We start from the raw sequence: 16265 nt of genomic DNA, 5'->3' as shown, positions 1-16265 counted from the left end.
GCGGCGAACCACCTTCGAGGGCCGCACCCCGCGCCCCTGTCCCTTTCGGGAGGAACAATGAAGATCCGCACCATCGCAGCCACCCTGGCCAGCACGGCCCTGCTCAGCGCCGGCGTGCTCGCTCCGAGCTCGGCGACGGCTGCCGAGCCGACCGGCACCAAGAGCCTCGCGGCCGTGCTGACGGCCGACGGCAACCAGTTCGACCGCAACTCCTCGGACTACGACATCCTCACCGAGGCCGTTCTGGCAGTCCTCAAGGCCAAGCCCGACAGTGCGGTCTCCGTGCTCACCGACGGCAACGTCGCGCTGACGGCCTTCCTACCCAACGACTTCTCCTTCAAGCTGCTGGCCAAGGACCTCACGGGCAAGTACCGGTGGTCCGAGAAGGCGACCTTCCAGTCGCTGGTCGACGCCGTCGGTGTCGACACCATCGAGCAGGTCCTCCTCTACCACGTGGTGCCCGGCGCAACCATTGACTCCGCCACCGCGCTGAGGTCCGACAACGCCGCCCTCACCACCGCGCAGGGCGGAAAGTTCACCGTCGACGTCATCTCCAAGCGGTTCGGCATCGTGCAGCTGCGCGACCAGGACCGCAACGACTTCGACCCGCTGCTGGTGCCCGGCAAGCTCGACATCAACAAGGGCAACAAGCAGATCGCGCACGGCATCTTCCTGGTGCTGCGCCCGCTCGACATCTGACGCAATCAGCCACGTCGTTCGAGGCGGCCGTCGGCATCCAGCCGACGGCCGCCTCGGCGCGTGCCCGGCTCCACCGGGTGCTGGTCAGCCCTCGGGACGCGTGACCTGGATCTTCTTCGGTTCCGAGGTCGTCTGGTCCATCGGGACGCGGAGCTCGAGCACGCCCCCTCGGTACTCGGCCGTGATCTCGTCGACCCTGCTGTCCTTGGGCAGCGTCACGCTGCGGGAGAAGGAGCCGTAGCGGAACTCACTGTGGTCGCGGTCCTTGCTCTCCTCGCTGCGTTCGCCCTGGATCGTGAGGACGCCGTCGTCGACGGTGATCTCGACGTCCTTGTCGGGATCGATGCCCGGCAGCTCGGCACGCAGCACGTAGGTGCCCTCGTCGACGAAGTCCTCGATCCGTACGAGGGGCAGGTTCACGGGCCCGGGGAAGCCAGCGCTGAAGTCGGACTCCAACCACGACCTCAGGTCAGCCAGAGGGCTTGTCCGTCGCCTCACCACAGGGGTCATGTCCTTCACCTTCCTCCATGGCCCGCGCTTTCGGGCCGTCGAACCTCCAGCCTCCATGACCTCAGGTCGCTTCGTCAGGGTCGAAGGTCACCCCGTCCTGGGAGGAACGCCCCGCCGGTGGCGGCACAGGGTCAGGGAACGACACAGGGCCCCGTCCGTGGACGGGGCCCTGTGCTGCGTTCGGTGCTGCGTGAGGTGCTGGGGGGAGCGGTCAGGACTCGCGGGCGCCGAGCATGTCCTCACGGGTCGGCAGCTTGACCCGCAGGCGGTCCTGGGCCTCACCCAGGGCGATCTCGGTCGCGTCGATCTGCTCCCAGTGCTCGATGGTGACGAAGTCGATCCCGCGGTCACGCAGGAAGGCGTCGACGTCAGCGGCCTCGCGCGACGGGGCGGTCTCCGAGGTGGTCTCGAGGACGTGGCCCACGGTCTCGGCGGCGTCGGACTTGGTGTGGCCGATGAGGCCGACCGGTCCACGCTTCACCCATCCGGTGACGAACGTGTTCGGCACGTGGTCGCCGTCGAGGCCGAGCACGCGGCCGCCCTCGTTGGGGATGACGAGGTCGCGCTCGTCGAAGGGCAGGCCCAGCAGCGGGGAGGAGGCGTAGCCGACGGCGCGGTAGACCGACTGGACGGGCCAGTCGGTGAACTCGCCGGTGCCCCGTACGGAGCCGTCGCCGACGAGCTCGGTGCGCTCGGTGCGCAGGCCGACGACCTCGCCGTCCTCACCGAGGATCTCGGTGGGCGCCTCCATGAAGTGGAGGTGGATGCGGTGCGGCTTGCCCTCGATGTCGCGGCCGACCCAGTTGGCCAGGATGTCGAGCACGAGCTTGTGGGTCTTGTGCTTGGCGATGTGCTCCATCGAGTGGTCGTCGACCTCGAAGCCCTCGGGGTGGACGATGACCTCGACGTTGGGGGAGTGGTTGAGCTCGCGCAGCTCCATCGGCGAGAACTTCGCGTACGCCGGACCGCGGCGGGCGAAGACGTGGACGTCGGTGATCTTCTTCGACTTCAACCCGGCGTACACCTGCTCGGGGATGTCGGTGACCAGCATCTCGTCGGCGGTCTTGGCGAGCACGCGGGCCACGTCGAGGGCGACGTTGCCGACGCCGATCACGGCGGCGTGGGTGCCGTTGCCGAAGTCCCAGGTCTGGGGGACGTCGGGGTGCGAGTCGTACCAGGAGACGAAGTCGGCCGCACCGTAGGAGCGCTTCAGGTCCTCGCCCGGGATGCGGAGGTCGCGGTCGGCCATGGCGCCGGTCGAGAAGATGACGGCGTCGTAGAACTCGCGGAGCTCCTCGAGCTTGATGTCGGTGCCGTAGTCGACGTTGCCGATGAAGCGGACCTCGGGCTTGGCGAGGACGCGCTGGAGAGCCTTGATGATCTCCTTGATGCGGGGGTGGTCGGGGGCGACGCCGTAGCGCACCAGGCCGAACGGCGCCGGCAGGCGCTCGAAGAGGTCGACGGAGACGTCGACCTCGGACTTGGTGAGGATGTCGGCGGCATAGATCCCGGCGGGGCCAGCGCCCACGACGGCAACACGAAGAGTCATGGGACAAGCGTGCGTGATCGGTCCAACCTGTCGCAACGAGGGTTCGCTTGGGTCCTCACAAGATAATGTTGTGAGAGTGCTGTCACCCCACGTTCCCGACCTGCGTGCGCTCGAGCTCCTGCTGGTCGTCGGACGGACGAGGAGCCTGGGAGCGGCGGCCATCCAGCTGGGCATCAGCCAGCAGGCGGCGAGCTCGCGGATCCAGACGATGGAGAGCCTCGTCGGCGAGCCGCTGCTGGTCCGCAGCAAGCGGGGCTCGGAGCTGACGCAGATCGGCGAGCTGGTCTCGCAGTGGGCCGCGCGCGTGGTCGAGGCTGCTGAGGAGCTCGACACCGGCATCGCCTCCCTCAAGGTGGACCGGCGCGGTCACCTGGCGGTGGCGGCCAGCCTGACCATCGCCGAGCACCTGCTGCCGGGGTGGATGGTGGCGCTGCGCGCCGAGCAGGTGCGCGGTGGACGCGAGGCGTCCGAGATCACCATGACGGCGACCAACTCCGCCAACGTCGTCAAGCTGGTGCAGTCCGGAACCGTCGACCTCGGCTTCGTCGAGGGGCCTGAAGCCCCCAAGGGGTTGCACCACCGCAAGGTGGGGGTCGACGAGCTGGTGGTCGTGGTCGGACCCGGCCACCCGTGGGCCAAGCTCGGGCGCCGGTCCGTGAGTGCCGAGCAGCTGGCCGCCACCCCGCTCGTGGTGCGCGAGCAGGGCTCGGGCACCCGCACGGTCCTGGAGCGCGCCCTGGCCCGCCACCGGATGGTGCCGCCGGCCCTCGAGCTCTCCAGCACCACAGCCGTACGCTCTGCGGTCGCCGCCGGCGCCGGACCGGCCGCCCTGGGGCGTCACGCGGTCCGCGACGACCTCGCCAGCCGGCGTCTCGTCGCCGTCAAGGTCTCCGGGCTCGACCTGACCAGGGTGCTGCACGCCGTGTGGCTCGGGGGCCCGCAGCCACCGGAGGGTCCGGCGCGCGACCTCGTGGCGTTGGCGGCCCGGAGCGCGCGATGACCCTCGTGGACGCCCTCCGCGACCCGCGTACGCTGCTGGGCCCCTGGGTGTTCGAACGCGTCATCACCGACCGGCTGGCCGACGAGGTCATCGAGGTGAGCGGCACGCTGACGCTCAGCGAGGAACAGGGCGGCCGGGTCCGATGGGCCGAGGCCGGTGTCATGCGACGCGGCAGCGCGCAGCTGGAGGTCTTCCGGACGCTCTTCGTCGTCGAGCGCGAGGACGGGTGGCTGGTCACGTTCGACGACGGGCGCGACTTCCACCCCTGGTCGCCGGGTGCCGAGGTCGTGCACCTGTGCGGTGAGGACACGTACGCCGGCCTGGTCGAGGCCACCGGACTCGGCGAGCCCGCCGGGGGAGCGGGCCGTCGTTGGCAGGTGACCTGGCGGGTCAGCGGGCCGCGCAAGGACTACCTGATGGTCACCCGGCTGACCAGCGCCTGATCAGACCTTCTTGACGACGCTCGACTTGAGCTGGAGCGGGCCGAACCCGTCGACCTTGCCCTCGAGGTCGTGGTCGCCCACGCCTTGGGCGATGCGGATGCCGCGCACCTTGGTGCCGACCTTGATGGTGCCGGCGGCTCCCTTGACCTTGAGGTCCTTGGCGATGGTGACGGTGTCACCGTCGGCGAGCTCGTTGCCGACGGCGTCCCGGACGACCGCGGCGGCCTCCGCCTCGGCCTGCTCGGCGGGGGACCACTCGTGCGCGCACTCGGGGCAGACGAGCAGCTCGCCCATCTCGTACGTGTACTCGCTGGAGCAGTGCGGGCAGGGCGGGAGCGTGTCGGCCATGTCCCCAGCCTAGGCGCGGGTCGTCGGCGGGGTGGGCCCGCCGTCTGGCCGCCCCGATGTGACCACCGTTGGGCGGTTCGGGTACGGTTCTTCTCAGCGACGCGGGGTGGAGCAGTTCGGTAGCTCGCTGGGCTCATAACCCAGAGGTCGCAGGTTCAAATCCTGTCCCCGCTACCACGACTCAGGCCCGGATCCTCTGGATCCGGGCCTGAGGTCATTTTCTGGGCAGCGCCTCCCTCTCGGCAGGGCGCGACGTTTGTGGCCGGGTTTGAGTGCGCCTCCAAGTGAGGTTAGCCTTAGTTAGGGCAACCTAATTCGAGGAGCGACGCGTGATCGTCTGCCAGTGCCGCGTCGTCAGCGACCGGGACATCGATGCTGCACTCGCCGACGGGGCGCGTACGGTCGCAGCGGCCTGCCGCTCCACCGGGGCGGCCCAGGACTGTGGCTCCTGCATCTTCTCGGTGAAGAACGTCGTCGCCCGCCACCACGCCCAGGAGTGCGCTCACCTCGCTGCGGACGGTGCAGCGAGCTGACGGCTCCTGCGAACTAAGCCTGTCCTCACCCCGTGGGGCATGTGCCAGAGTCGAGATCTGGGTCAGTACCGATCTCGGAGGTGGGCCGTGCAACCCGTCAACCCGCGAGTGGTCGAGCTCCTCAACGACGCGTTGACGTTCGAGCTCACCGTCACCAACACGTACTTCCTGCATGCGCGCATGCTCGAGAACTGGGGTCTGGGCAGGCTGGGCAAGGTCTTCTACGACCTCTCCATCGACGAGATGCGCGACGCCGACGACCTGATCAACCGGATCCTGCTCTTCGACGGGCACCCCAACCTGCAACGCCTCGGCGCGATCGTGGTGGGGGAGACCGCCGAGGAGATGCTCACCCTCGCCGCGGAGAGCGAGCGGGCAGCCGTCGCGCAGTTCAACGCCGCGGCCCGCGAGTGCCACGACTTCGGCGACCACGGGACGGCTGCGGTCTTCGAGGAGATGGTGCGCGACGAGGAGAAGCACGCCGACTGGTTCGAGAGCCAGCTCGACGCGATCGCGCGGATCGGGGTCCAGGGCTACCTGGCCCAGCAGGTCGTCACCGGGGAGGGCCCGGGGTAGGCGACCGCTCAGGCGCGCGAACGTGCCAGGAGGTAGACGAAGTACGGCGCGCCGATCAGCGCGACGACCAGTCCTGCCGGCACCTGCGCCGGGCTGATCACCGTACGACCGATGGTGTCGGCGACCACGAGGAGCAGGGCGCCCACCAGGACGGCGACTGGCACGACGCGTGCGCTGCGCCCGCCCACCAGGGCCCGGGCGATGTGTGGTGCCACCAGGCCGACGAAGCCCACCACGCCGACCGCCGAGACCGCCATGGCGGTGAGCACCGCGGCGGTCGCCAGGACGAGTAGGCGGACCTTCTCCAGGGAGACGCCCACGAGGCGCGGGGTGTCCTCGTCGAGGGCGAGCAGGTCGAGCTCACGGCGGACCACGAAGGTGAGGGGCAGCGCCACCGCGAGGGCGATCGCGACGGGGACCACCTGTTCCCAGCTCCGCCCGTACGTCGACCCCGACAGCCAGGTGTAGATGCGCGGGGTGTCCCACGGGTTCGAGCGCACCAGCAGGAAGGTGCTGAGCGACATCGTCGCGTACCAGACGCCGATGCCGATGAGCACGAGGCGGTCGGCGTCGAGGCCGCCCCGCCAGGCCAGTCCGTAGACGAGGGAAAAGGCGACGAGTGAGCCGACCGTCGCCGCCATCAGCATCGTGGTGGCGGAGGCTCCCGCGCTGGTTCCGCTGCTGAATCCGCTGCCCAGGCCGGTCACCACGACCACGGCGCCCAGGCCTGCCCCGCCGGTGATGCCGAGGATCCCCGGCTCGGCCAGCGGGTTGCGGCAGGTGGCCTGGACGATCGCGCCGGCGAGGGCCAGGGCGCCACCTGCGAGCAGTGCCGCCGCGACCCGGGGGGCCCGCTCGTCCAGCGCGAACCGGACGAGGGGGAGCCCCTCGCCGCGCAACCAGGCGCTGACGTCACCGAGGTAGAGCCACTGGTGCCCGGCCAGCAGGCCCAGGACCACGACGCCGGCGGTCATGGTCGCCACGACCAGCAGGACCACGACGAACCGCGTCCGTCCCCGGGCGGCGACGGCTGCCGCGGGAGGCTGGCGGCTCGGACCGGCGTCGCGGCTGCCGCGTGCCAGGAGCACCATCACGACGGCGCCGAAGATGGTCGTCGTGACGCCGGTGGGCACCGACATCGCCGCGTCCGCGCCGACCGCGGCCCGGACGGCGACGTCGGCGACGATCACGATCAACGCGCCGAGGAGGCCGGCGGCGGGCAGGAGCACGGCGTGACGCAGCATCGCCGGCACGACCTTGCCCAACAACCGGGCGATCACCGGGGCGCAGAGCCCGACGAAGCCGATGGGTCCGGCCAGCGTCACCGACGAGGCGACCAGGAGCACCGCGAGGACGGTGCCGATCGCACGGGTGGAGCGGACCGGGACGCCGAGGACGGCGGCGGAGTCGTCGCCCATCGCCAGCAGGTCCAGACGGCGGGCCAGGAGGAGGCCCGCCAGGGTTGCGACCAGCACGACGGGGGCGGCCTGGGTGAAGGCGCGCAGGCCCAGCTGGCTGAGCGAGCCGCTGCCCCAGGCGAAGAGGCTCGTGGTCTCCTCCTGGAAGAGGATCAACAGCGTCGAGGTGCCGGCCTGGAGCGCGAGGGCGACGGCCGAGCCGGCGAGGATGAGCCGGGTGGTGGACGTACCGGCGCCGCCCGCCAGCGCGAGCACGACGCCCGCGGCGACCACGCCGCCCGCGAAGGCCGTCAACCCCGAGGCCCACAGCGGCACCGAGAGGCCAAGGGCCGCCACCAGGGTGACCGCGAAGTAGGCACCACCCGTGACCGCGAGCGTGTCGGGCGAGGCCATGGCGTTGCGCGCGAGGGACTGGAGGAGCGCCCCGCCGACGCCCAGGGCGAAGCCGACGGCGATGCCGGCGGCCAGGCGTGGGAGCCGGGAGCCGGTGAGGATCTCCCGCGTGGTGGCGGTGGAGTCGTGCGAGGGCGCGCGACCGAGCACGAGGTCGACCAGGTCGCGTACGCCGACGGCCGACGTCCCCTGGGTGAGGTGCCAGGCCCCGGCCAGGACGAGGGCGACGAGCAGCCCGGCGAGGACGATCGCGGCAGCCCCGGCGCGGGGACGTCGGGCGTCGCCACGGACCTCCGCGGGAGCGGAGGACGACGGCGGTGCCGGGGGCGCCTCGATCATCAGGGGGTCACTCGTGCCGTTCGTCGATCACTTGGTCAGGAACGACACGTACGCGTCGACCATCTGGGTGGCCGAGCGCGGGCCGCCGAAGGTCCAGATGCCGCCGGGGAAGGCGTACGTCCGGTCCTCGGAGACGGCGGGGATCGACGTCCAGACCTTGCTCTGCGCCAGCTCGGCGTCGACGTCGGAGTCGGGGTTGGCGGGGTCGCTGGTGCCGGTGTAGAAGAACGTCGCGTCGCCGACCTTGGTCATGCCTTCGATGTCGGTCTGGCCGAGCCCGTAGGCCGGGTCGACCTGGCCGGTCCAGACGTTCTTCAGCCCGAGCTCCTCGCCGAGCTCACCGACCAGGGAGCCCTGCCCGTAGGGGCGGATGGCCACGTTGGCTCCGTCGACGTAGCCGTCGAAGTAGACGAACTCGGTGCCGGCGGCGTCGCTGTCGGCGATCGTCTCCTTGGCCTCCTCCAGCGCGGAGTCGAAGTCGTCGAGGACGTCCTCGGCATGCTCTTCGCGACCGGTGGCCTCGGCGATGAGCTCGAAGGTCGACTTCATCTGGGCGATCGGGTCCTTCGCGTCGGCTCCCTTCGTGGCGAGCACGGGCACGTCGTACTTGGCCAGCTGCTTGAGGATGTCGTCCTTCGCCGTGTAGGCCTCGACCACGATGAGGTCGGGGTCGGTCGCGAAGAGGGCCTCGAGGTTCGGCTCGCCGCGGGTGCCGACGTCCTTGGTCTCGGCGGGCAGCTCCTCGGAGGTGACCCAGGTGCTGAAGCCCTTGGCGTCGGCGACCGCGACCGGCGCGACGCACAGGGTGAGCAGGTCCTCGGTCTGCTGCCACTCCAGGACGGCGACCCGCTCGGCGGGCTTGTCGAGCTCGATCGTGCGGCCGTAGGCGTCGGTCATGCTCACCGGGTCGGTGGAGGTCTTCACGCCGTCGCACTCGGCGGAGGCCCGGGGGGCCTCGTCCTTGGCGCTGGAGTCGTCGGTGGTCTGGCCACAGGCGGTCAGGGCGAGGGCCGTGACGCCCGCCAGGGCGGCGGCGATGGTGTGCTTGAGCATGTCTTCCTTCTGTGTGTCGTGGGTGCCGGCTCAGCGCCAGCTGTGTCGTTGGCGCCGGCTCAGCGCCGGAGGTGCCTGCTGCGAGGGTCGATCCGCAGGCGCCCGGTCTCGGGGTCGACGGTCGTGTCGATCAGGAGTCCGTACACCTCGGAGAGGTGGTCGGACGTGAGCACGTCGGCAGGGTCGCCAGCAGCGATCACGCGCCCGTGGTGCAGCAGGACGACCCGGTCCGCCACGGCGGCGGTCTGGTTGAGGTCGTGCAGGACGACGCCGACGGCGGTCCCGTGGTGGTCGGCCAGGTCGCGGACCAGGTCCAGCGTCTCCACCTGGTAGCGCAGGTCGAGGTGGTTGGTGGGTTCGTCGAGAAGGATCACGCCCGTGTCCTGCGCCAGGCAGCTGGCCAGCCAGACGCGCTGCAGCTCGCCCCCGGAGAGCTGGTCGACGGGGCGGTCTGCCATCGCGGTCACGCCCGTCAACGTCATCGCGTCGTCGATGGCGCGGTGGTCGTCCGCCGACAGCGCGGAGAAGCGGTGACGGTGCGGGTGACGCCCGAAGGTGACCACGTCCTGCACCGTCACGCCCGACGGGTGGGGCCGTGACTGGGAGAGGAGGGTGACGCGGCGGGCGAACGCGCGTGCGTTGAGGGGAGCGCTGTCGACACCGTCGAGCTCGACCGACCCCGAGGTGACGGGGTGGAGGCGAGCCAACGAGCGGAGCACCGTCGACTTGCCCGACCCGTTGGGGCCGACGAGGGCGGTGACGACGCCGGGGCGGATGTCGACCGAGACTCCGTGGACGACGGTGGTGCGGGGGTAGCCGAGCACCAGGTCGTGTCCGGCCAAGGTCGTGGTCATGAGGTAAGGCTAACCTTACCGAGAGACTCTGCCAACAGTCAGTACCGCAGAAAACTGCGGCGCCGACGGGTGCAGTGTCCCTCGCGGAGAGCTGCGCGACGAGCCGTCGCCGTGCCTCACTGGGCCCTCGCCGAGCCGTCGCTGGGGAGCCTCGCTGGGGAGCTCGGAAGGGCAGCCGCCAGGAAATTGAATGACCCCGCCGGCGTCTCGGGTCGCCAGCGGGGTCAGGAAAAGTGTGCAGGATCGAGACGACGCACGGGAGTGGGTTGGCGAAAAACGTCCCGGAAAAGGCCAGGTGGTCTGGTCCATCTCGGGGGCGTCCGGGTGGGTCCGCGTCCGCGCCTGTCGCCGGTCCGCGAGGTGGGCGCAGCGCGGCGTGAGCGTGGTCATGCCCGAGTGGGGTATCTATAGAGGGGTGAGCTCGTACGAAGCGCAGCCCGAGAAGTCCGCAGCGGGTGCCCCGGAGGTGGTGGACCCCACGGCTGTGCTGAAGGCTGAGGCGGCCGTCAAGGCCGACGCGGTCGAGCCACTGCGGTCGCTGGCTGGGGTCGCGCCCGGCGAGGACCCGCGCGACGTCCTGCGCGACGTCCGCGCACACCTGGCGACCTTCATGATGGAGTACAAGTTCGCCCTCGACGAGGTCGAGACGAAGACGAACATCTTGCGCGAGGAGTTCGAGCTCGCCAACGACTACAGCCCCATCGAGCACGTGAAGTCGCGGCTGAAGTCGCTCGAGAGCCTGGCCGAGAAGGTGGCCCGGATGAACGTCCCGAGCGACCTGGCGTCCATCCGCGAGGAGATCCGTGACATCGCCGGCATCCGGGTCACCACCGCCTTCGTCGAGGACACCTACCTGATCGCCGACATGCTGACCCGGCAGCGCGACCTGACGGTGCTGGCCCGCAAGGACTACATCGCGGAGCCGAAGGAGAACGGCTACCAGAGCCTGCACCTGGTGGTCTCGGTGCCGGTCTTCCTCTCCGACCGCACGGTGGAGGTGCCCGTGGAGGTGCAGATCCGCACCATCGCGATGGACTTCTGGGCCAGCGTCGAGCACCAGATCTACTACAAGTACGCAGGCCAGGTGCCGCCGCACCTCAACCTCACCCTGACCGAGGTGGCCCGGATCGCGGCGGCCCTCGACATGGAGATGGGTGCGCTGCGCTCCGAGGTCCAGTCGCTCGCCCAGGAGGCGCCCCAGGTGCGGGGGGAGACCTTCCGCCCGGACGACCCGCTGCGCTGATCCGCCGCCGACGGGGCTCTGGGGCGCGTACGCCCGATGGCTGGCAGGATTCCCGGTGGCTCGTCCCAGGAGCCCGGAAGGAGAGCGCCATGACCGACCACGCAGCCGGCGGTGACGGCCTGTACGCCGTGCTGAGGACCGAGGACGGCGCCGAGGCACGGGACCCCTTCGGGGAATGGCGCGCCGCGGCGTCGGCCGCGGCCTGGCGCCTGGCGACCCAACCCACCCACGACGAGGTGCGTCACGCCGATCCCGTCATCGCCCTGGAGTGGACCCTGCTCGTCGAGAGGCACGGATGAGCCCCGCCGAGGCGCCGCGCGTCCTGGTGGTCGGCGCTGGGCCCTGGGCCGAGGCCACGCTGGCTGCCCTTGACGAGAGGCGGACGGACGGCGCAGGCGCGGTCGCGGTCTCCAGTGCGGTCGCCGTCGCCAGCGACGCCTTCGCCGCCGTGCTGGAGGAGCGCTCGCCCGCGGTCGTGGTGGTGACCGAGGCCGACCCCGGCGACCAGGTCCTGCGGGCCTGCGCGGAGCGTGGGGTCCCGGTCGTGGACGTCCATCGCTCCATCGCCTCCCTCGACCGCGCGCGCGACCTGCTGGAAGCACGACCCGGCGCCCGCCTGGTGGCGGCCGACGGCTGGGCCGGTGACGTCGCGGCCATGGCGGCGGTCGGCCTGGCCCTGCCCGACGACGGGGGGAGCCGCGAGCAGGAGCACGTGGACATCGACGTGCTGCTCGACGCCGGTGACCGAGCGCCCGACTCCTGGTGGGACCGCTTCGTTGGCCTGCACCGCAGCTTCGCCGTCTACGACCGCGGCCAGCGTCGGCTCGTACGCGGGCTGGGGGAGCCCAAGCCGGTGCCCTTCACGGCGGGCATGCGTCGTGCCCGCCGCATCGCGAGCCCGGAGCAGGAGACTCTGGTCGAGGGTGGGCATGCCGGATCGGTCGCCCTGCGCGTGGCCTTCGCCCGCCGATCGACCGACCTGTGGCTGGCGGTGCTGGTGGGCTCGGGGGCGTGGCGTTTCCTGCCCGCCTCGTGGCGGCGTGCCGTCCTGGAGCCGGCTCGCGCCGAGCCCCCCGCCCCTCACGAGATATGGGTGACCCGCCTGGCCGAGCGCTCCGCGGTGCGGGTCCGGGTGCATGACCCCCTCGGGCGTGCCCACCTGGTGGGGGCGAGTGCGGCGACGCAGGTCTGCCGGCTGCTCGACCCGTCGCGTGAGCCCGTGCCCGAGGGCGTCAGCGCGCCCGAACAGGCTCCGGACCTGTCCCGCGACCTCGACGAGCTGCGGCGTCGCGGAGTGACCTTCGACGTCGAGGTCTTCAGCGAGGCGTCCTGAGTCGGCCGGGCCGCCTCGCCGGGCGGTGCAACCGGCGCGGACACCCGGGGTCAGGCCAGCCGGGTCAGCCCGACAGGGCGGCGGGAAGCCCGCCGCGCCACCCCAACAGCTGTGAGGCGCGGTGGGCAGCCGTGACCACCGCGCGGGCGTGCTCGGGGCGTACGGCCTCCCCCATGCGCTGTGCCGGTCCGCAGACCGACAGCGCGCCGACGGCGGTCCCGTCGCCGTCCAGCACCGGGGCGGCGACCGAGACGGTCCCGTGGATCGGGTGGGCGGGCGACTGCGTCCATCCACGCACGCGTACGCCGTCGATCTCGGCCCGCAGGCAGTCGTCGTCAGGTGCGACCTCGTCGAGCAGGCGGGCGGAGCGGTCCTCGGGCTGGAAGGCGAGGATGCAGCGGCCGGTGCTGCCCGTGTGCAACGGGAAGCGGCGACCCACCTCGACGGTGCGTCGCACCTCGTTGGCGCTCTCCTCCTGGGCGATGACCACGTACTGGTCACCGGCGACCGCCGAGAGCACGGCGCTCTCGCCGGTGGTCGCCTGCAGGCGGCTGAGCTCTGGGCGGGCGGCCGCGCGCAGGGCGGAGGAACGGCTGGCCCGCGCGCCCAGGGCCACGGCCGCCGCTCCGAGGGAGTAGCCCTGACCCAGGGGGCAGGGAGTCAGGAGGCCGCGTTCGACGAACGTGGTGACGATGCGGTGCACGACCGCCTTGGAGACCTGGAGCCGCCGGGCGATCTCTGAGATGCCCAACGAGTCGGCGTCGTCGAGGAAGAGCATCAGCACGTCGGCAGGGCGGGCCGCCGTCGCCGTCGTCCTGCCTGTCATGCCGAGCTCCTGACGCGTCGCGATCGCGCCGCAATATACGGTCTGCGTCCGGCCGGAGCCCGGGCGGGTTCACCCCAGGGCGGCGGCGATCTCGTCCGCGGCGGCGCGAATCAAGGCGATGATCTCGTCGCGCCGCGCGTCGTCGGTGCGGAAGACCGGGGCCGCAGTGCCGATCGCCGCCACCACGCCGTCGCCGAGCCGGATCGCGGCCGCGCACCCCCAGATGCCCTCGTCGATCTCCTCGAAGCTCTGGGTCCACCCGGCGTCCAGCGTCGCGTCGAGTGCCTCGTCGCTGAGCAGGGCGAGGCGCTCGGGGGGCAAGCCAGGTCGTACGCCCTCGACGTAGCGCCGCCGCTCGGCACGCGGCACGGCCGAGAGCAGCACTCGCGACAGCGAGCCCGCGTGCAGGTCCATGGCCTGGCCGGGGTCGAACTGGAGGCGCACGGGGTGCATGGACTCCACGCGTTCGACGCAGTAGGCCGAGGTGCCACCGCGGCGCGCGACCAGGACGGTCTCGCCGATCTCGTCGCGCAGGCGGGTCATCACGGGCAGCGCCACCTCGGCCAGCGGTGGTTGGGCGGCCTCGCACGCCCGCGCGAGCCCCAGGACGAGGTCGGTGACACGGTAGGTGTTGCCCGTGCCCGGGGCGCTGTCGAGCAGGCCGACCTCGCGCAGCAGGCCCACGTAACGGTAGGCCGAGGTGGTCGCCAGGCCCAGCTCGTTCGCCAGGTCTGCGACGGTCCAGGTCGGTCGCTGCTCGGTGAAGCAGAGCAAGGTGTGGAGCAGCTTGCGGCTGCTGCTGGCGCCGCTGACGCGCGGCGTGTGGTCGGAGGTTGGCATGGGACTCCTCGGTGGATCTCGGACGGGTCGATCTCGGGCGGGCGGTCTCGAAAGGGGGCGTTTCGCTTGCGGCGCTCGCACTGCTCACTTAGCCTTAAACCGTTATGTGGAAGCGCGGTTTCCATATTATAGGAAAAGCCTCGATGGAGGAAGACTGCATGACCGAGACCGACATCCCCACGCTCCTGGCGCAGAGGGACAACCCGCCGTTCGAGACGATGCACACCGTCGCCATCTCGGGCATGGGTCCCGTGGGCATGGTGGCTGCCCTGCGGCTGGCCCTGCTGGGCCATGACGTCATCGTCTTCGAGGCGTTGCCCGAGCTGTCGGAGGAGGCGCGAGCCTCCACCTTCCACCCCTCCTCGCTCGAGCTGCTGGAGCAGCTGGGCGTCGTGGACGAGCTCCACGCGGTCGGCCTCAAGGCGCCGATCTACCAGTACCGCGAGCGCAGTGGGGCCGTGCTGTCCCAGATGGACATGACCCTGCTCGAGGGGGAGACGAAGTACCCCTACCGCCTCCAGAGCGAGCAGAACAACCTCACCCAGATCATCCTGCGCAAGCTCGAGCAGATGCCCAACGTGACCCTGCGGTTCAGCTCGCCGGTGGTGCGGGTCGAGCGCGGCGACCGCCACGTGCGCATCCACCTCGAGGGCGGTCACCGCGACGAGCCGGTCCTGGCGCGCTGGATGATCGCCTGCGACGGCGCCTCCTCCCCGGTCCGCAAGTCGCTGGGCATCGCTTTCGAGGGCACCACCTACGACGAGCGCTTCCTGGTCATCTCCACCACGCACGAGTTCCGTGACGACTTCCCCGACCTCGCCTACGTCTCCTACATCTACGACCCGAAGGAGTGGGGCGTCCTGCTCCGCACGCCGAACCACTGGCGTGCCCTCTTCCCGGTGACCGACGCGGAGACCGACGAGGAGGTGATGAGCCCCGACAACATGGAGGCGCGCATGCAGCGCCTCAACCCCAAGGAGACGCCGTACGACATCGTGCACCGCAACGTGTACGCGGTGAACATGCGCTCCGCGTCGACGTACGCCTCGGGCCAGGTGCTCCTCGCCGGCGACGCGGCCCACTGCAACAACCCGCTCGGTGGCATGGGCATGAACTCCGGCATCCACGACGCGTGGACGGCCGTCGAGTGCATCCACGCCGTGCTGGCCGACGGCGTCGACGCGACGCACGCCGCCCAGCTCTACTCGGAGCTGCGCCGCGACGCTGCCATCAACCACGTCCAGGCGCGCGCGCAGAAGAACTACGACAGCATGCGCCAGGACGACGACGCCGCCCGCGCGGAACAGGCTGACGAGCTCTCCGCCCTGGACCGCGACCTCTTCGAGAAGCGCGAGCACCAGCGCACCGCGGCGATGTTCACCTCCCTGCGCATCACGCTCGGTCGCCTCAAGCGCGAGCTCCACGCCGTCAAGGCGCCGAACCGCTCCGGCGGTCAGGAGCTCTCACGGCTGCTCAGCCTGGGTCCGGTCACCGCGGCCGGGGCCTACGACGGCGTCTCCGCGAAGCTGGTCGAGAGCTCCGGCTTCAAGGCCGTCTACGTGCCGGGCTCTGCGGTCTCCGCCGCGGTGATGGGTCAGCCCGACCTGGGCTACCTCGGCCTGGCCGAGATGGCTGAGGCGGTCCGTCGGATCACCTCCGCCACCACGCTGCCGGTGATCGTCGACGGCGACACCGGCTACGGCGGGGTGCTCCAGACCGGGGAGGCCGTGCGCCGCCTCGAGCAGGTCGGTGCCGCCGCGGTCCAGTTCGAGGACCAGCTGGCGCCGAAGCGCTGCGGGCACCTGGGTGGCAAGGAGCTGGTCGAGACCGAGGAGATGGTGGCCAAGATCCGCATCGCCGTCGCCGAGCGCACCTCCGCCCTGATCATCGCCCGCACCGACGCGAAGGGCGTCGACGGCTTCGACGCCGTCCTGGAGCGCGCCGCGGCGTACGCCCGTGCCGGCGCCGACCTGGTCTTCGCCGAGGGCGTCACCTCCCGCGAGGAGCTCACCGCCCTGCGGGCGGTCGTCCAGGGACGCCCGCTGATGGTCAACCTCTCGGAGGCCGGCGACAGCTCTGACCTGCCGCCGATCGAGATCGCCCACGAGGCCGGTGTCGGCCTGCTGATCCACCCGGTCTCGGCGGTCCTCGCCGCGGCCGAGGGCATCGCCGAGACCTACCGTCGCCTGCTCTCCACCGGCACGTCCGGCAAGGGGCAGCAGGACTGGAAGGCCTTCACCACCGTGCTCGGGCAGGACGAGCAGCTCGAGCGCGCCGCGCGTCTCGCAGCCGACGACGCCTGACACTC

The 16265-nt window shown here is 71.1% G+C and carries 17 protein-coding genes and 1 tRNA gene; 10 read left to right on the top strand and 8 right to left on the bottom strand.

Translation table 11 applies throughout. The features are described 5' to 3' along the window. Positions 1-57: 57 nt before the first annotated feature. Positions 58-699, top strand: coding sequence for a fasciclin domain-containing protein (locus tag FCL41_RS11885; RefSeq protein WP_137067115.1), 642 nt, complete (start codon positions 58-60; stop codon positions 697-699). Between the two features lie 84 nt (positions 700-783). Here FCL41_RS11885 and FCL41_RS11880 read toward each other — a convergent pair whose 3' ends face one another. Both FCL41_RS11880 and FCL41_RS11875 read right to left on the bottom strand, forming a co-directional pair. Beyond that, positions 784-1209, bottom strand: coding sequence for an Hsp20 family protein (locus FCL41_RS11880; RefSeq protein ID WP_137067114.1), 426 nt, complete (start codon positions 1207-1209; stop codon positions 784-786). Between the two features lie 211 nt (positions 1210-1420). Next, positions 1421-2758 (bottom strand): FAD-dependent oxidoreductase, encoded by a 1338-nt coding sequence (locus tag FCL41_RS11875; RefSeq protein WP_137067113.1) that lies wholly within the window; start codon positions 2756-2758, stop codon positions 1421-1423. Between the two features lie 76 nt (positions 2759-2834). Here FCL41_RS11875 and FCL41_RS11870 point away from each other — a divergent pair, with 76 nt between their 5' ends. Together FCL41_RS11870 and FCL41_RS11865 are read left to right on the top strand one after the other, a co-directional pair. Next, on the top strand, positions 2835-3758 hold the full coding sequence (locus FCL41_RS11870; RefSeq protein WP_212723197.1) for a LysR family transcriptional regulator: 924 nt from the start codon (positions 2835-2837) through the stop codon (positions 3756-3758). Then, on the top strand, positions 3755-4201 hold the full coding sequence (locus tag FCL41_RS11865) for a DUF6314 family protein (protein WP_137067111.1): 447 nt from the start codon (positions 3755-3757) through the stop codon (positions 4199-4201). Before FCL41_RS11870 ends, FCL41_RS11865 begins: the two co-directional genes overlap by 4 nt. On the opposite strand, the gene FCL41_RS11860 is transcribed toward FCL41_RS11865, so the two are convergent. Then, positions 4202-4549, bottom strand: coding sequence for a zinc ribbon domain-containing protein YjdM (locus tag FCL41_RS11860; RefSeq protein ID WP_137067110.1), 348 nt, complete (start codon positions 4547-4549; stop codon positions 4202-4204). A gap of 100 nt (positions 4550-4649) precedes the next feature. Between FCL41_RS11860 and FCL41_RS11855 the strand changes: the two genes are divergently transcribed. The 3 genes from FCL41_RS11855 (at position 4650) to bfr (ending at position 5658) form a co-directional block, all read left to right on the top strand. After that, positions 4650-4726 (top strand) — tRNA-Met (locus tag FCL41_RS11855). A 152-nt stretch (positions 4727-4878) separates the two neighbouring features. Next, positions 4879-5082: a (2Fe-2S)-binding protein gene (locus FCL41_RS11850; RefSeq protein ID WP_137067109.1), complete on the top strand. Its 204-nt coding sequence runs from the start codon at positions 4879-4881 to the stop codon at positions 5080-5082. A gap of 87 nt (positions 5083-5169) precedes the next feature. Next, positions 5170-5658 (top strand): bacterioferritin, encoded by a 489-nt coding sequence (gene bfr, locus FCL41_RS11845; RefSeq protein WP_137067108.1) that lies wholly within the window; start codon positions 5170-5172, stop codon positions 5656-5658. Positions 5659-5666: 8 nt separating this feature from the next. Here bfr and FCL41_RS11840 read toward each other — a convergent pair whose 3' ends face one another. The 3 genes from FCL41_RS11840 to FCL41_RS11830 are packed head-to-tail and all read right to left on the bottom strand — an operon-like array spanning position 5667 to position 9715. Next, positions 5667-7808: an iron ABC transporter permease gene (locus FCL41_RS11840; RefSeq protein ID WP_137067107.1), complete on the bottom strand. Its 2142-nt coding sequence runs from the start codon at positions 7806-7808 to the stop codon at positions 5667-5669. 27 nt (positions 7809-7835) lie between these two features. Continuing rightward, a complete protein-coding gene (locus FCL41_RS11835) occupies positions 7836-8861 on the bottom strand; it encodes an ABC transporter substrate-binding protein (protein WP_137067106.1) in 1026 nt (341 codons plus the stop codon). A gap of 59 nt (positions 8862-8920) precedes the next feature. After that, on the bottom strand, positions 8921-9715 hold the full coding sequence (locus FCL41_RS11830) for an ABC transporter ATP-binding protein (RefSeq protein ID WP_137067105.1): 795 nt from the start codon (positions 9713-9715) through the stop codon (positions 8921-8923). 388 nt (positions 9716-10103) lie between these two features. On the opposite strand from FCL41_RS11830, the gene FCL41_RS17645 reads away from it, so the two are divergent. From FCL41_RS17645 to FCL41_RS11815, 3 genes are all read left to right on the top strand, one after another. Further along, complete coding sequence (locus FCL41_RS17645) at positions 10104-10958, top strand: GTP pyrophosphokinase (protein ID WP_137067104.1); 855 nt, start codon at positions 10104-10106, stop codon at positions 10956-10958. Between the two features lie 89 nt (positions 10959-11047). Then, entirely contained in the window at positions 11048-11257 is a 210-nt protein-coding gene (locus FCL41_RS11820; RefSeq protein WP_137067103.1) for a hypothetical protein, read from the top strand. Continuing rightward, positions 11254-12291: a hypothetical protein gene (locus tag FCL41_RS11815; protein WP_137067102.1), complete on the top strand. Its 1038-nt coding sequence runs from the start codon at positions 11254-11256 to the stop codon at positions 12289-12291. Before FCL41_RS11820 ends, FCL41_RS11815 begins: the two co-directional genes overlap by 4 nt. Before the next feature lie 64 nt (positions 12292-12355). Here FCL41_RS11815 and FCL41_RS11810 read toward each other — a convergent pair whose 3' ends face one another. Together FCL41_RS11810 and FCL41_RS11805 are read right to left on the bottom strand one after the other, a co-directional pair. Then, positions 12356-13117, bottom strand: coding sequence for an IclR family transcriptional regulator (locus tag FCL41_RS11810; protein ID WP_137067101.1), 762 nt, complete (start codon positions 13115-13117; stop codon positions 12356-12358). A 69-nt stretch (positions 13118-13186) separates the two neighbouring features. After that, positions 13187-13957: an IclR family transcriptional regulator gene (locus FCL41_RS11805; protein ID WP_137067100.1), complete on the bottom strand. Its 771-nt coding sequence runs from the start codon at positions 13955-13957 to the stop codon at positions 13187-13189. Between the two features lie 158 nt (positions 13958-14115). Between FCL41_RS11805 and FCL41_RS11800 the strand changes: the two genes are divergently transcribed. Further along, positions 14116-16260 (top strand): FAD-dependent monooxygenase, encoded by a 2145-nt coding sequence (locus FCL41_RS11800; RefSeq protein WP_170970341.1) that lies wholly within the window; start codon positions 14116-14118, stop codon positions 16258-16260. Positions 16261-16265 lie beyond the last annotated feature (5 nt).

It is taken from the genome of Nocardioides jishulii (assembly GCF_006007965.1).
GTDB classification, from domain to species: Bacteria; Actinomycetota; Actinomycetes; order Propionibacteriales; family Nocardioidaceae; genus Nocardioides; species Nocardioides jishulii.
This window is presented reverse-complemented; position numbering and strand designations above follow the sequence as displayed.